The organism is Pedobacter sp., assembly GCF_965227205.1.
Classification (GTDB): domain Bacteria; phylum Bacteroidota; class Bacteroidia; order Sphingobacteriales; family Sphingobacteriaceae; genus Pedobacter.
The window spans coordinates 3864763-3878731 of record NZ_OZ245727.1 but is presented as its reverse complement, the minus strand read 5'-3'; the positions used below and the strand labels follow the sequence as shown (position 1 = coordinate 3878731).

General features: G+C 35.0%; 18 protein-coding genes and 1 pseudogene. 2 read left to right on the top strand and 17 right to left on the bottom strand.

What is annotated here, in order from left to right; all coding sequences use genetic code 11:
* Positions 1 to 256 precede the first annotated feature (256 nt).
* Together ACO05K_RS16745 and ACO05K_RS16740 are read right to left on the bottom strand one after the other, a co-directional pair.
* The gene (locus ACO05K_RS16745; RefSeq protein ID WP_290240845.1) at positions 257 to 625 is read right to left on the bottom strand and encodes an NINE protein; all 369 of its coding nucleotides are present in this window, start codon (positions 623 to 625) and stop codon (positions 257 to 259) included.
* 4 nt (positions 626 to 629) lie between these two features.
* Positions 630 to 932, bottom strand: a complete 303-nt coding sequence (locus ACO05K_RS16740; RefSeq protein WP_316735640.1) for a DUF2752 domain-containing protein — start codon at positions 930 to 932, stop codon at positions 630 to 632.
* A 248-nt stretch (positions 933 to 1180) separates the two neighbouring features.
* Here ACO05K_RS16740 and ACO05K_RS16735 point away from each other — a divergent pair, with 248 nt between their 5' ends.
* Positions 1181 to 2563: an MBL fold metallo-hydrolase RNA specificity domain-containing protein gene (locus tag ACO05K_RS16735; protein WP_421945564.1), complete on the top strand. Its 1383-nt coding sequence runs from the start codon at positions 1181 to 1183 to the stop codon at positions 2561 to 2563.
* A 104-nt stretch (positions 2564 to 2667) separates the two neighbouring features.
* Here the strand turns inward: ACO05K_RS16735 and ACO05K_RS16730 are convergent, their stop codons facing one another.
* A complete protein-coding gene (locus tag ACO05K_RS16730) occupies positions 2668 to 3915 on the bottom strand; it encodes a glutamate-5-semialdehyde dehydrogenase (RefSeq protein ID WP_421945563.1) in 1248 nt (415 codons plus the stop codon).
* Between the two features lie 136 nt (positions 3916 to 4051).
* A complete protein-coding gene (gene proB, locus ACO05K_RS16725) occupies positions 4052 to 5131 on the bottom strand; it encodes a glutamate 5-kinase (RefSeq protein WP_421945562.1) in 1080 nt (359 codons plus the stop codon).
* 330 nt (positions 5132 to 5461) lie between these two features.
* Between proB and ACO05K_RS16720 the strand changes: the two genes are divergently transcribed.
* Entirely contained in the window at positions 5462 to 5716 is a 255-nt protein-coding gene (locus ACO05K_RS16720; RefSeq protein WP_421945561.1) for a hypothetical protein, read from the top strand.
* Positions 5717 to 5758: 42 nt separating this feature from the next.
* Here the strand turns inward: ACO05K_RS16720 and ACO05K_RS16715 are convergent, their stop codons facing one another.
* From ACO05K_RS16715 to ACO05K_RS16655, 13 genes and pseudogenes are all read right to left on the bottom strand, one after another.
* Positions 5759 to 6133 (bottom strand): hypothetical protein, encoded by a 375-nt coding sequence (locus ACO05K_RS16715; RefSeq protein WP_421945560.1) that lies wholly within the window; start codon positions 6131 to 6133, stop codon positions 5759 to 5761.
* Positions 6134 to 6392: 259 nt separating this feature from the next.
* Positions 6393 to 7526 (bottom strand): MBL fold metallo-hydrolase, encoded by a 1134-nt coding sequence (locus ACO05K_RS16710; RefSeq protein ID WP_421945559.1) that lies wholly within the window; start codon positions 7524 to 7526, stop codon positions 6393 to 6395.
* Between the two features lie 279 nt (positions 7527 to 7805).
* Positions 7806 to 8411 carry a hypothetical protein gene (locus ACO05K_RS16705; protein WP_421945558.1) on the bottom strand — a complete coding sequence of 202 codons (606 nt, stop codon included), beginning with the start codon at positions 8409 to 8411 and terminating at the stop codon, positions 7806 to 7808.
* Between the two features lie 162 nt (positions 8412 to 8573).
* Positions 8574 to 8927: a hypothetical protein gene (locus ACO05K_RS16700; RefSeq protein WP_421945557.1), complete on the bottom strand. Its 354-nt coding sequence runs from the start codon at positions 8925 to 8927 to the stop codon at positions 8574 to 8576.
* A gap of 153 nt (positions 8928 to 9080) precedes the next feature.
* Positions 9081 to 9911, bottom strand: coding sequence for a toxin-antitoxin system YwqK family antitoxin (locus ACO05K_RS16695; RefSeq protein WP_421945556.1), 831 nt, complete (start codon positions 9909 to 9911; stop codon positions 9081 to 9083).
* 109 nt (positions 9912 to 10020) lie between these two features.
* Complete coding sequence (locus ACO05K_RS16690; protein ID WP_421945555.1) at positions 10021 to 10770, bottom strand: DUF2931 family protein; 750 nt, start codon at positions 10768 to 10770, stop codon at positions 10021 to 10023.
* 2 nt (positions 10771 to 10772) lie between these two features.
* Complete coding sequence (locus tag ACO05K_RS16685; RefSeq protein ID WP_421945554.1) at positions 10773 to 11081, bottom strand: hypothetical protein; 309 nt, start codon at positions 11079 to 11081, stop codon at positions 10773 to 10775.
* A gap of 14 nt (positions 11082 to 11095) precedes the next feature.
* Positions 11096 to 11524, bottom strand: coding sequence for a hypothetical protein (locus ACO05K_RS16680; RefSeq protein ID WP_421945553.1), 429 nt, complete (start codon positions 11522 to 11524; stop codon positions 11096 to 11098).
* A gap of 15 nt (positions 11525 to 11539) precedes the next feature.
* Complete coding sequence (locus tag ACO05K_RS16675) at positions 11540 to 12013, bottom strand: hypothetical protein (protein WP_421945552.1); 474 nt, start codon at positions 12011 to 12013, stop codon at positions 11540 to 11542.
* Between the two features lie 82 nt (positions 12014 to 12095).
* Positions 12096 to 12608 carry a sensor histidine kinase gene (locus tag ACO05K_RS16670; RefSeq protein WP_421945551.1) on the bottom strand — a complete coding sequence of 171 codons (513 nt, stop codon included), beginning with the start codon at positions 12606 to 12608 and terminating at the stop codon, positions 12096 to 12098.
* A gap of 43 nt (positions 12609 to 12651) precedes the next feature.
* Entirely contained in the window at positions 12652 to 13080 is a 429-nt protein-coding gene (locus ACO05K_RS16665) for a histidine kinase (RefSeq protein ID WP_421945550.1), read from the bottom strand.
* Between the two features lie 35 nt (positions 13081 to 13115).
* Entirely contained in the window at positions 13116 to 13394 is a 279-nt protein-coding gene (locus tag ACO05K_RS16660) for a hypothetical protein (protein WP_421945549.1), read from the bottom strand.
* A 31-nt stretch (positions 13395 to 13425) separates the two neighbouring features.
* A pseudogene (locus ACO05K_RS16655) lies at positions 13426 to 13731 on the bottom strand (magnesium chelatase domain-containing protein); the annotation flags it as partial.
* Positions 13732 to 13969: the final 238 nt, after the last annotated feature.

The window sequence follows — 13969 nt, the reverse complement described above, 5'->3', positions numbered from 1 at the left end:
CTGAGCTTGTCGAAGGACACAATCTTTTGTTTACAATAAAAAAAAGGTCTTCGACAAGCTCAGACTGACAACGGCTTTTCTTAAGTTAATGACATTAGGGGTGGTAAAACCAAACCCAAGAAATACAATATTTACAAGGCTAAACCCGATAGAAATGAAAAGCCCGCAAACCCGATTCTTCATCGGGTGCGGACTTGTAATGTATAGCGGGACTAACGCTTAATTATTGAACTGAACTTGCTTTTCGGATAAAAGATTACTGAAATCCGCCCATTCTAACCATTTGCAAACTTTCGAAAGCCATTTTTTGATTATGCTCAAAAGCTAATTGTTTGTGGTTAATAATATCTACGATTGAACCTATGAAACACAAGCCGATTGTAAACAAATACAATAAACCCATACCAATTTGGCCAATTATAAAGCGTTGTAAGCCCGGAACAACCAATAAACCGATGATACAGAATATTAACATATCTGATGGGTTTTTTCTTTTGCTGCTGTAAACCATCAAAAAGTTACGTAATTGCTGCTCGGTTAAACCTGTAGTTGCTTGTTGTAAGTATGAAAATTCTTCTGGCGTTATACCTGGTAACGACATAAGAGGTGATTGATAAATATCCATAATGTTATATTTTTGATATTGTGTGTTTGTTTTGTGTTATGTTGTTAATTAAAACTATTATTCTGTAACCAATAATTGCCAGCGCCGGAAATCCAAACCAATGTTGTTTAAAACTTTCGCTAAATTCTCCGTGGAAAATATGGCTTATCGATCGGCCTAATCCACAACCGGGGCACCAACTTTCGAAGCCTAAATTTGCCAGCGGGCAAAGTGTAAAATGATGTTCATGAGCATTGGATGTTGCCAATAATACTAAAGCCGTAATCCAGAAAAATAATTCTATCGGGAAGCTTTTAAAGTATTTCATGTTACTCGTTTTATATTAATTAGAAACAATGATAAGTTTTTTGTTACGCCATTTAAAGCCTATTCGACCAACTGAAAGTAAATATCGACAAACTCGCCAATGGCTTCGAAGAAAACGTATTAAATAACTGTGTAGGAGCAAAGTTAGCATTAAGTAAAGCTCCAATAACCAAAAAATTACCACCTATTGTTTAAAAACTCATGCAATTGTACTACTTTACACCAAACAATTTACCGAAAGATTAGAAGATGAAGTTAACGTTTTGGGGCGCTGCACAACAAGTAACCGGAAGTATGCACCTGTTAGAGGTTGGGCATTACAAAATACTGATAGATTGTGGTTTGGATTACGAAAAGGAAACCTATCAGGAAGAAAACCAGCAATTTCCTTTCGATCCATCAGATATAAATTTGGTGATTTTAACCCATGCACACATTGACCATTCGGGTAACTTACCAACTTTAGTACGCCTTGGTTTTGATGGGCAAGTGCTTTGCACACCGCCAACTGCTGATTTAACTTCCATATTATTATTCGATTCTGTTGAGCTTTTTTTACGTAAGCAAAGTCGAAAACCACGTACCAAACGAGGAAATTTTAGTGGCCCAAAACCTTTGTATCTGCATAAACATGTGATGGATACGATTGATAGATTCGTAACCATCGCATTTAACAAGCCTTTTAGAATTAATGGGGATATTAGTTTAACTTTTATTCCGGTTGGCCATTTATTAGGTGCAGCAGCAGCTGTTTTAACCATAAATGATAACGGCGAAGAGAAGAAAATTGCTTTCTCTGGTGATATTGGTAGGGAAAATTATCCGGTTTTGGTAAAGCCTGAGCCAATGCCCGAAGTAGATTATTTTGTTTGCGAATCTACTTATGGGGGTCGGTACCATACCAAAGACCAAACTTTGGAAGAGCGATTGGTTAAAGAAATTGAAGAAGCTTGCATTAAAACACCCGGAAGATTAATTATTCCGGCGTTTAGTATTGGCAGAACGCAATCGTTGGTTTTTGCACTAAACCAGATTTTTACAAAAAAGCTTTTGCCTCCGGTTCAAATTTTTGTTGATAGTCCGATGGCGATACAGGCAACTGATGTTTATCGTAAGCATCATAATCTGGTTAATCAAGAAGCTAAAGATTTTTATAAAACCATGGGTGATGAATTTGAATTTGAGCATTTGGCTTACGTTCAAACGATGAAAGAGAGTAAGGATGTTTCTAATTATTTCGATCCTTGTATCATCATTTCATCAGCCGGAATGCTAGAGGGCGGACGAATTCAAGATCACTTATACTACAACATACAAAACTATTACTGTACCATTCTTTTTATTGGTTATTGTGCCAAAGGAACGCTTGGTTACAAACTTTTAAGTGGTGCACCAATTGTTAGAATTAAAGACCGCGAAATGATGGTCTATGCAACCATTCGCCAAACAGATTTATTAAGTGGCCACGGCGACCATGACGATTTAATGAGAACGGTAAAACAAACAGGGCAACCTAAAAAGGTTTTTCTGGTACATGGTGAGGATAAAAGCTTACAGAGTTTAACCGCTGCTTTGCAGGACGAAGGTTTTAATGTTGTTGCGCCAGAAAGGGGAGAAGTGTTTGAGATTTAATTGGTTCACTAGTGTTTTCGTCATTGCTAGGCACGAAGCAATCTTAAAGCGAAAGGTATAATCCAAATTGTAAGATTGCTTCGTGCCTAGCAATGACGCGTTGTCTATCCCCTCACTTGCCCATCACCTCTAACTACCCATTTATAACTGGTTAATTCCTGCAGCCCCATTGGCCCACGTGCGTGGAGTTTTTGTGTACTAATGCCAATTTCTGCACCTAAACCAAACTGAGCGCCATCCGTAAATCCTGTTGAAGCATTGGCATAGACCGCAGCCGCATCTACCTCATTTAAAAATCTGGTAATGTTTTCTGCATTTTCTGAGATAATGGCTTCGCTATGTTTAGAACTATAATTAGCAATGTGATTTAATGCTGAATCTAAATCTTCAACCACTTTAACTGCTAACTTTAAAGATAAAAACTCGGTGCCAAAATGCTCGGCTGTAGCCGTTTGTAAAAGCGTAGCCGGATAGGAGTTTTTCAAAACATCATAGCTTTTTTCATCCGCGAAAATTTCAACTTTTGCATCAGCCAAAGGCGATAAAAGCACAGATAAATCATTTAACCTGTTTTGATGAATTAATAGACAATCTAACGAATTACAAACGCTTACTCTTCTTGTTTTTGCGTTAAAAATAATTGCCTTTCCTTTTTCTAAATCTCCGGTTTCATCAAAATAAGTATGAACAATTCCTGCTCCGGTTTCAATTACTGGAATTTTACTGTTTTCGCGAACGTAATTAATTAACGATTGACTGCCGCGAGGAATGAGTACATCTACAAATCCTCTTGCATTAAGCAAAGCTTCGGTAGCAGCTCTTTCTGTTGGCAATAAAGTTAAAACATCAGGGTTTATATTGTGTGTTTTCAAAACATTTTGAATCACTTTTGTAATTGCAAGGTTTGAACATTCTGCATCGCTCCCACCTTTTAACACAGCAACATTTCCGGTTTTAAAACAAAGTGAAAATACATCGGCAGTAACATTTGGACGGGCTTCATAAATAACCCCAACAACACCAAGCGGAACCCTAATTTTTTGAATATGAAGTTTATTTTCAAGAGTTTTATCTGAAAGCACTTCGCCCAACGGACTATCTAAATTGACTACGTTTTTAACATCATTTGCAATATCAGAAATACGCTGTTCGGTGAGTTTAAGTCTATCGTATTTCGGATCTTCCTGAGGCATTTTCTCCAAATCTTTAGCATTTTCAGCTAAGATTTCTGCTGTATGAATAACTAAAGCATCAGCTAAATTTGCTAATACTGTATTGATTTTATCTTTGCTCAAGCTTACCATTGTGCGGCTTGCTTGTTGCGCCTTTTCGAAGTATTGTTTATAGTTCATTTTTTGTAGTATCAAGTAGCGGGAATCAAGTATAAAGATTGATGTATTGGAAAGCATTAAGATTGCTTCGTACCTCGCAATGACGATAGTATAAAACTTCCCCATGGCTTTGGTCTTTCTGCTTTAGTCTTTCAACTTATATCGCAGAGTAAAAATAATCGTAATGCACCAAAGCTTTTTGTTTTTTTAATCCGATTCTTTCTTTTGCCTTGTCAGAACCGTACTCGGCTATACCTAAGCCAATAAGCTGGTTTTTTTCATCCATAATTTTAATAATATCGCCTTTTAAAAAATCTGATTGAATTTCGATTATACCAATAGGCAATAAACTTGTGGCTTTGCCAGATGTTAAAACTTCTTTTGCACCATTATTTAGCTTTACTACACCCGTTGCCGAAGTTTCTGAATGCGCTATCCATTTCTTTTTGCCCGATTTAATTTTCTCAGGCACAAAGCGTGTGTGGATAAGATTTTTATCTAATAAAGATGTAAGCACATTATCTGTAGTTCCGTTGGCAATGTGAACTGTGATGCCAAGTTTGGCAACCTTTTGCGCCATGGTCGATTTTGTTACCATGCCACCACGACCAAATTGTGATTTACCAGTTTGAATAAATGAAGCCAGATTTGAAACTGAACCCGAAATCTCTTCAATAACTTCAGAACCTTCTATTTTAGGATCGCCGTTGTAAATGCCATTTACGTTTGATAAAATGATGAGTGCATCGGCATTTAACATTGATGCAATTAAACCTGCCAACTCATCATTATCAGTAAACATTAATTCGGTTACCGAAACAACATCGTTTTCGTTAACAACAGGAATTACATCGTTCTGCAGCAAAATTTGCATACAGTTTTTCATGTTGAGGTAATGTGCCCTATCTCTAAAATCTTCTTTTGTTACTAAAACCTGTGCACATTTTATTTTATGTGGTTCGAAGAAATTGGAGTAAGTATTAATCAATTTTACCTGACCAATTGCGGCTAATAATTGTCTTGTTGTAACGGCATCTTGCTTTTCGGAAACTTTTATAAGGCTTCTACCTGATGCTACCGCACCTGATGAAACCAAAATTACTTCAATTCCTTGCTTTTTTATTTCAGCCAATTGATTAACCAAATGTTGAATTCGGGATTCATCTGGTAATCCGTTTGCCTGAGTTATTACATTCGACCCAACTTTAACAACAATTTTTTTGTACGCTAATTTCATTCTATTAAAACCACATTTGATGCGGCAATTTAACATCTATTTTCTTCAATTTATGTCAATATCAATGCAATGCCAAATTTTTACGAAAATGTTAATTTCCTGCACTGGGTTTTGTTTTGCCAAGGGATTGAGGCTTTGTGCCTAAACCCGACAGCAGCGAAAATACTTTTGATTAAACTATAAGGATTTTAAAACCTTATAGGTTTGAAAAAGATTGAAGTGTATGGCGGGACTGTAAACCGCTATGGTAAACCAGAACGTTAGTTTCTAAATCTTTTTTGGCAATCTATTATTCCATTTTAAGCTTTATCTTTGGTGAAAAAAGTAGCGATGGAAGAACCTTTTGATATAGAAATTGGCCCAGTAAATTATTCGGTTTTCCCGGAAGGAAATGACCAATACACCATTTTTAAAGATGGTAAAGAATACATTCAAATTCAGAAAGATACCTCTTCGATTTGGTTAAAAATGGATTATAAAACTGAGCTTCCGATTTTTGAGGAAGACGAAGAAGTTAATGCGATTGGGCAGGCTATTGAGAAATATGTGCCTGAAGAAGAGGACGAGGAAGAAGAAGAATTATAAAAAAAGTCCTGATGCAAAATCAGGACTTTTATGTTAAATAAACTATCTGGTGCAATTTGCAGTCCAGGTTTCACCATCTTTTGAAACCAATATTTTAAGGTTACTTGCATCGACACTTATGCCTGTTAATCCAGTTCCGACACTTACATAAGTATTGTCGTCTGTTTTCTCAAACCTAACTCCTGTAATATCTGGAATCCCGCTACCGAAGAAAAATCTGTAATTTTCTCCAATTTTAGTTACGGTTACTTTACCATCGGTACTATTTATAGTGGTTGTGCCGCTACGGTAAGATACTGTTCCAGTATAAGTTCCAACAAAAAAATCTCTGTCTGAAGGGGCAGTATCTTTTTTACAAGATACCATTACTGTTAACGCAATTAAAATCACGCTAAAAATTTGAATTGTCTTTTTCATGTTCTGTTTTTCAATTATGAATTTGCCGGGGTAGACAACAAATTCGGTTAGTAAATGTAACGTCAGGTTTACAATCACTATGCCAACGATTAAGTTTTAAGTTGAAAACAACATTGAAAAACATGGAAAAATTACAGATTTTAAGCTTTTGAGGGGCTTAAAACAACTAATATAAATTCTTAACAAAAAAACTAATAGATTAACGATTGCGGAGATAAAGTGATTTATTTACTCCAAAGCGTGTTTACTAAAGTAGAATTTATTTAACGCCGACCCACCATTGTTTAAAAACTTGCTTATCATTTTTTAGGTAAACAAATTCGCCAATTATTGGTGTAACCAGTGGAATTTTCGCTTTCTTATTCAATTCTGTAATTTTCATCAAAGGTTCATCCCAAGGGTGATTTGCCAATACGAATTTTGATGAATGCACAGGAAACAATCGTTTTGCATTTAAATCTTTTGCGGCTTGTAAACCTTGTTCCGGCATCAGATGGATGTATTTCCATTTTTTATCGTACTGACCATCTTCTAAAATCGCTAAGTCTATCGGTCCAAATTTTTTGCCAATAGTAGCGTAATGTGTATCGTAACCACTATCGCCACCAATGTAAATTTTCATGCTCGGGCTTTGAAAAACGTACGACATCCAAAGGGTATTATTTCTGCTGAAACCTCTACTCGAAAAATGTCTGGCCGGTGTGGTGTGAATGAAAAAACCGCTTCCCAAATCGATGGTTTCATTCCAATCTTTTTCTAAAATATCGTTTACGTTGTAGCCCCATTCTTCAAAATCGGCACCCACGCCTAAGCCACAGATAACTTTTTTAGTTTTAGATTTTAGCTTGATTAAACTTTCGTAATCCACGTGGTCGTAATGGTCATGAGAGATAATAAGGTAATCGATATTTGGTAAATCCTCTACTTTATAACGCTCCGTTCCTTTAAATGCTACAACCGTTCCCGGAATTGGCGAGGCATTTCCACTAAACACTGGGTCGACCAGTATTCGTTTACCATCCAGTTGGATGAAATAAGAGGAATGACCGAACCAAACTAAAACATCTTCATCAATTGGCAGGTTCAGTAAATCTACTTTTTTAGATGGAATGCTATCAACAGGAGTCAATCTTGGATAGTTTGTGAATAATTTATCGGCAATAATACCCATAGTAGTGTAACCTTCGGTTACAGCTGGAGTATTATGAATGTTTTGGAAAACGCCATCCTTAAAATTTGGCGATTTTTTCATTCGCTCTAGTCTTGCACCTTCTGCCGCCTTACCAAATAATGGCTTTTTCATGTAGAAATAGGTAACCAAAAATAGTAGCACTATCAGTGCGATAAGAATCGCAAAAAACCATTTTATCGTTTTAAAAACTTTATGCTTCATAGATAAATTATATCGAAAACTTTTTCAAAGTAAATGCAAAAAATGGTGCAAATTAACTTGTTTTCGAAAATTTACAGTGTGCTGTATTTTTATGATGCTGAAATTTGAATTACGCCCCTATTAAATAAGTCATTAATCCTTAAGATTGCCTCGCAATGATGTTCTTATTGCATAGGCTTTCTACAACGATTTATAAAAATCGGTTTCCATTACTTCTTTTGCGAAGCTTGTGCTGGTAAAATTATTACAACGGGAAATACTATAAATGAGGAAGGTAAATCATTTGGTTTTAGCTCTCCTATTCTTTTCCGCAGTTTTATGTTTTTCTACAGGTCCTTCTAATTGTGTTTGATAAGAAAAATAGCTCTCTTCATTAAACCCTTCAAGATAAATTTTGTTGAATTTCATCTTAGTTTTTATGGTTGGGATTTTTACCAATTCGCCTTTTTCGTTATTTGCCAAATGGTCGTAGTAATTCCAATTGCCAATGTAATCTCCCGTTAATAAGTTTGCGCTCGCTTCGCCACTACCCTCGTTAGCAGCGTTGCCAAAAGCATACTCATTTATTCCAATTAAACGTATGCGTTTTTCCTTTTTCTCGTACCTAAACTGACAAGCAAAGCCAGCCCGCATCCAATTATTTCTTAATTCAAATCCATTTCGGGTCGATTTAATAAAAGTATTATTGCTTGACATTTCGAAAGTCTTGCTCTTCAATTTTTTAAAATTTTGCGTCGACAATCTGCATACGATTTGCGCTGCTTTTTGGTCGATGTAAACAGTGTCTTTTTTGCCATCGAAATCGAGGTCTTTCACAAGTTTTTCTTGAGCGAAGGCTGATAATTTTATTAAAAGAAGCGAGGTGATTAAAACTATTTTTTTCATTGTAGGATGATTAATTTATTGCGACTATACATAGATAAATAACAAATGCATAACAAAGCAACGAAAACCCAAATAATGAAAGACAATACTTGACCTAAATTGCTGAATTCCCAGAGCAACTCATCAAGATTTCGAGCTAATCGATTTGTAAGAATCTCAAAACTATAGCTTCCATTTTGTATCAAAAAATTTTAAAAACTCATTTTTTTCGTTTTTAAGTTCGTAATCCTTCACTTGATAAGTTGCAAAATCATAAAGATTATCTGCTTTATTTACAATTGTTCCATTGCTTTTATTGTATTCATCTAGGTCTTCTTTAGACAAGGTATGTCTGGTAATTATGCCGAACTTATCAGCTGGTTTCCTATCTCTTTCGGTAATATCAGTGATGGTTACTTTTGCATTTTTGATTACTTCGTTTAGAAATTGCTCTGTTTCCACATCAGTATATTTGTAATCATTATTACATGAAACCATAGTTAGAATAATTGCGAAAAGAATTAAAAGATTTTTCATTGCTATAATGATGTTATGTATCGGTCAATGTTCATTATTTATTAATTTTCCGTCATTGGGAAATCGGTTTTTCATCGATTGAAGCAATCTTATTAAAGTTATTATGCAAAGCGTATGAGATTGCTTCGTACCTCGCAATGACGACCGCCAAAATTATCTCTTCTGCGCTTGGTTATAAATGGCTCCCGTAACTTTCTCTCCGTTGAGGTAATAATGGGTAAAAAGTGCAGTTCCATCTGGCTTGTACATATGCGCAACGCCGTGGCGTTTACCATTTACAAACTCTGCATCCATATTTTTCTTCCCCATTGAATAAGTGGTCGATAAGCCATTCTGTACATCATCTTTATAATTCGTTTCCGTCATGATTTGACCATCGTTATAGACCCGATAAATACCATCTCGTTTATCGCCTTTATAATTAATTTCTGTAGCTAATTTTCCATCCAAACTGTAAGTTTTGGATGTTCCGTTACGCAAATCGTTTTCATAATAAGCTTCAGTTGTTACCTGGTCGCCAGAAAAAGTTTGAGATAAACCATGTTTTTTATCGGCCTTATAAACTGATTTATTAACCAATTTACCACTGCTGTGCATTTCGCTAGTACCATTTTTCTTGCCATCCTTATATTCCTGACGCAGCCAAACTTTGCCTTCGTTATCGTAATTTTCTTTTAAGCCATTTCGAACGCCGTTTTTGTAATAAAGCTTACATTCCATTCTTCCGCCTTGCGAATACCAAAACGCTTCGCCAGTAATTATGCCTCTTTTAATGTTGTAGAGGGCGAAACCACCTTCATCAAAAGGAATTTTATACTTGCCTTGCAACAACTGGTTATTTAAACTGAGCACCAATTCGCTACTATCGGCATTGTAGGTTTTTTGAAGGTGTTTCCATTTAATTTCTTCGGGCAATTGGGCAAAAATTGCGGTGGAGAAGAAAAGAAGCGTAATTGTAAAACAGAATTTTAAAGTTGTAATCATTATTGCTGTGATTTGTAAACCAATTTAATTAGTTTTTCTTCATCAAAATTTGTTCTCTATTATTCGCTGCAAACAATTTATTATTCGCCGATATTTTGATGATTTACCATCATTCTATGTATTTATTTTTCTTTTGATACTCCCATAGTTCGGTATTTTTTTCGATGTAGCGAGTTGGTGTATCAATGTAATTCGCTCTAGCTTCGAAGCCTTTATCAAGCTTGTTTTTTAAACTATCTGATAAGCGTTCAAAACGCTGCTTAAGGTAAGCTTCTTTTGTAAGTTGGGCACCATAATAAGTATCATCGCCCTGCGGTTGCTTAGCCTTTAACTTCTGTTTTACAAGAAATTTATCTAAATAAATTCCTTGCAACCAAACGGCAAGATTACCATCGTTTGCAATTCCAATTAAAAAGCTTAAGCCTTTTCCGCTAACACCTCCATATTTAGAAAACCCAATGGCTTGCTTATTGCGAATGGCCGATTTGAAAATACTTCTGATTTCATTCTCATTAAGGTTAATCGTATCGTTGTAGAACTTTTTGTCTCTGTAAGAAGCGTATTGAAGCACCAATTTTAACGGTAATCTCTGCTTTTCAAAATCGCTCGAAATGAAATCATCTTGTCCCCAATTTGTATTAAAATCATCAACATCGGTGTGAGTTATAAAATCTGTTTCGCCGTCTGCCAAGATGAAATGTGCATTACGTATCGCTATCGGCTGAGTGCTTGGCGCACAAATACTGGTTACGTAATAGTACCTATCCCAGCTTTTAAAGCTGAAAAATTTAATTGCAATTCCAATGCTTAAGCCTATCGCAATTGCGATATATATTTTATTAATTAGGTTCAGTTTCATTATTAATGTTGAAAGGCTTTAGCCAAACCAGCTACATACCACAATAAAACAAATAGTGCAATGGAAATGATTAAGGCAATGCCGAATAACCATTTTGCAATTCTATAACCTTTGCCATGATAACTGAAAGCATAGCCACCAAGCAAGATAGTACCGCCAATTACTAGAAGAATGTAACTGATTATTTCTTGGTCTTCGCTTAAGGTGCCAATTTTTGCGAAAACCAAAAGAAGAATAATGTTAACGATAATAAGCAAAATAGATAGATTGCTATTTTTTTGCTTGCTAATCTCTAAGCTATTTGATTCCATTTATTTAAGATTTTTTAACAGTCGTAATTTTCGTAGTGAGTTCTTTCTAAAGCTTCTTCAAATATTTCTTTTAGTTTAGCAGGCAAGCTTTGCTTATTTAAAACAACTTTAAAGTGTGTTTTATTATCAGGACTTATCCATACACCTTCTAAAATATTCTGTTTTTTATTTAAGATAAGAACGCCTGTGAAAAGATATTCTGTCATTGCAAAATTCCCTTTGTTGTTTGTTTGAATATGTAATTCTATCCAGTTTTTGCCATTACCGTATTGATAAATTGCTGAATAAATATCAGGAGCACCGCAGTCATTCGTCTGTTGTTTTAAGTATAACCGAACAGGCTTATTGTTAATTAATCCTTTGTAATAGTTAGTAGTTTCTTGAGCCGATAAATTTGTGAAACTCGAAAAACAGATAAAGAGAAATAGATAAATCACTTTCATATTTATGGCTATGTATTAAAAACTTGAAACACCGTTGTTAATAATCTCATCTTCCAGAAATACGGTATCATGATTTAAAAAAGCTTTAAGACATTCAACTACAAAAGGTTTGCTGCATTCTTCCATCCAAATTTCGCTGGAAACCGTTTTCGTTGTTGCAGCACCAAGACCAAAAAAGCCTTTGCTGGTTTTTTCAATTGGGCAAGTGTAGCGAACATCAAACTGCACGCCATTCAGTTCTAAATTTTCACCGTGTGTATAAGCGCCACCAATATTTAGGATGTTTTTATGGTTCCCAAAATCGATGTAGCTAACCTCAAAAAAATAATAGTCGTGTATTACATCATCATGTTTTTCATATATATCGGTATTTAATTTTTCCCAATTTATAGCTAAAAACGATTGTATTGTTTGTTCCTTATTGCTGTAAATAATAGACTCTTCAAATTCGTTAAAAGGATTCTGAAACTTGATAACTACATTCTGCATACTTCTTAGATTTTTACCTATCTAAAATACAATTAATTGCAGGTAGTGTTTACCTTAATTATTATTCGCAGAACTTAAACCTTTATTTGATAGAATAAAGCCGTTTTTTGTTTTTGCATTCTCCAGATTTTATCGGGATAGTAATTGTAACAACTGTACCCAATTTCTCATCGTTTTTAATATCGATACCTGCATTTAAACCACTTTCTTTAGCTATGTATGATAAGCGTTCTTTGCTGATTCTGGTTAATAATGATTGATGAGTTGATGATTTTACAACAGTGGATTTGCCATTTCCGTTGTCTTTAATGTTAACAACAAGAATTTCGTTTTCGATATCGAAATTTATTGTGATAAGCCCATTTTTCCCGTTTGGATTAATACCATGCAGAATTGCATTTTCTACAAATGGTTGCATTAACATTGGTGGGACTAACATACTTTCCGTTTCATGTACTTCATCAATATTTATTTGATAATTGAAAGCATCGTCATATCGCATTTTTTGTAAACTGAGATAGTTTTCCAGCGCTTCAATTTCTTCACTCAATTTTACCCAACTTTCTCTTGATAGCTGCAAGCTACTTCTTAACAAGCGACCAAATTGATGAAGGTATTTTAATGCTTTTTCATTATCGTTAAAAACGGATAAAACTTTGCAAAGCAGAAAGTGTATTGAAAATAAAATGAGGTTCCATTTGTGTGCGTAGAAGTTGCTGGTCCAGCTGCACTTTCTCGCTTTCGGTTTTCAACTTTTTTTGCCTATGGAAAAAATACAGTAAAAACGCTACTGAAATAGCTAATAGAAATGTTAAGGTGCTTACAGCTAACCACAATGTGTTTCGCAGCAATTTGGTTTGCGATAGTGTAACGGTTTCACTTAAGTTGTGTATTGATTTGTCTTTTGCTTCTAACTGAAAAAGGACTCCCATTTCTGCAACGGTACTTGCATTTTCTTTTTCGTAAACAACTTTTACTCTTTTCAATAAAATTTCTTGTTGTTGTTCGGCTTCAGCAAACTTTTTGGCTGCAAATAAATAAGATATCCTAATTTGCTCGTAAAGCATCACATTTTCTTCATCAACATTTTTTGGGTATTTTTTTAAAAATCTGCAGCTTGTTTAAGATATTTTTGCACGCTATCTAATTTATTCAAATCGAGGTAAACACCCGCCATATTAGTATAGCTCAAATATAAATTGCCAGTTATAACGCTACTGGCCATCTTACCATTCTGCAATTCGTCTTTAGCATCCATACTTAATCTTTTTTTACTGTAAATTAGTGATGAATCTTTTTGACCTTTTTTAAAGAAATAATTAGCTTTTCTATCTAGAATAAATCGCTTACTAATTGAATTTGGAGCATCTAATTGCTCCATTTTTTTAATGTAGTAATTTACTGTGTCCAAAATAGTTTTCTAAATCTTCTGATGGGATTTGTCCAGACGCTGCTAAAATTCCAATGGCAATCGGCAAATCGTAAGCAGAGCCCTCTTTTCTAATATCAGCAGGCGCAAGGTTAACCACAATTTTTTGACGAGGCATTCTGAAACCCGCTACATGAATGGCACTTTCTACCCTCTGCAAACTTTCTTTAACAGCGTTATCTGGCAACCCAACCATGTAATATTTAGTGCCAGCGCTAATGCTTACTTCAATCGTTATCGTCAAAGCATTCACGCCAAAAACTGCACTCCCGTATGTTTTTACAAGCATTAATTTCTCGGTAAAAAAAATGGGATGTTATATTATTCGGGGATGAATAAATATTTGGTTCAGGCTAATATATAAAGAAATATCTAAATACAGTTGGTTGAAACTAGCGGCAATGAAAAATGAAATGTTGCAGATTAGACCTATAAGGTTTTCAAAACCTTATAGGTCTTGGATCAAAAAAAATCTCAACCATTTCTGATTGAGATTTTCAAATATTTACAATAAGCTATTTTCGCTT

Excerpts from the sequence above, each read along its gene's own strand:
- ACO05K_RS16745 (WP_290240845.1), bottom strand. The coding sequence starts at position 625 with ATGGATATTTATCAATCACCTCTTATGTCGTTACCAGGTATAACGCCA.
- ACO05K_RS16740 (WP_316735640.1), bottom strand. The coding sequence starts at position 932 with ATGAAATACTTTAAAAGCTTCCCGATAGAATTATTTTTCTGGATTACG.
- ACO05K_RS16735 (WP_421945564.1), top strand. The coding sequence starts at position 1,181 with ATGAAGTTAACGTTTTGGGGCGCTGCACAACAAGTAACCGGAAGTATG.
- ACO05K_RS16730 (WP_421945563.1), bottom strand. The coding sequence starts at position 3,915 with ATGAACTATAAACAATACTTCGAAAAGGCGCAACAAGCAAGCCGCACA.
- proB (WP_421945562.1), bottom strand. The coding sequence starts at position 5,131 with ATGAAATTAGCGTACAAAAAAATTGTTGTTAAAGTTGGGTCGAATGTA.
- ACO05K_RS16720 (WP_421945561.1), top strand. The coding sequence starts at position 5,462 with ATGGAAGAACCTTTTGATATAGAAATTGGCCCAGTAAATTATTCGGTT.
- ACO05K_RS16715 (WP_421945560.1), bottom strand. The coding sequence starts at position 6,133 with ATGAAAAAGACAATTCAAATTTTTAGCGTGATTTTAATTGCGTTAACA.
- ACO05K_RS16710 (WP_421945559.1), bottom strand. The coding sequence starts at position 7,526 with ATGAAGCATAAAGTTTTTAAAACGATAAAATGGTTTTTTGCGATTCTT.
- ACO05K_RS16705 (WP_421945558.1), bottom strand. The coding sequence starts at position 8,411 with ATGAAAAAAATAGTTTTAATCACCTCGCTTCTTTTAATAAAATTATCA.
- ACO05K_RS16700 (WP_421945557.1), bottom strand. The coding sequence starts at position 8,927 with ATGAAAAATCTTTTAATTCTTTTCGCAATTATTCTAACTATGGTTTCA.
- ACO05K_RS16695 (WP_421945556.1), bottom strand. The coding sequence starts at position 9,911 with ATGATTACAACTTTAAAATTCTGTTTTACAATTACGCTTCTTTTCTTC.
- ACO05K_RS16690 (WP_421945555.1), bottom strand. The coding sequence starts at position 10,770 with ATGAAACTGAACCTAATTAATAAAATATATATCGCAATTGCGATAGGC.
- ACO05K_RS16685 (WP_421945554.1), bottom strand. The coding sequence starts at position 11,081 with ATGGAATCAAATAGCTTAGAGATTAGCAAGCAAAAAAATAGCAATCTA.
- ACO05K_RS16680 (WP_421945553.1), bottom strand. The coding sequence starts at position 11,524 with ATGAAAGTGATTTATCTATTTCTCTTTATCTGTTTTTCGAGTTTCACA.
- ACO05K_RS16675 (WP_421945552.1), bottom strand. The coding sequence starts at position 12,013 with ATGCAGAATGTAGTTATCAAGTTTCAGAATCCTTTTAACGAATTTGAA.
- ACO05K_RS16665 (WP_421945550.1), bottom strand. The coding sequence starts at position 13,080 with ATGCTTTACGAGCAAATTAGGATATCTTATTTATTTGCAGCCAAAAAG.
- ACO05K_RS16660 (WP_421945549.1), bottom strand. The coding sequence starts at position 13,394 with ATGGAGCAATTAGATGCTCCAAATTCAATTAGTAAGCGATTTATTCTA.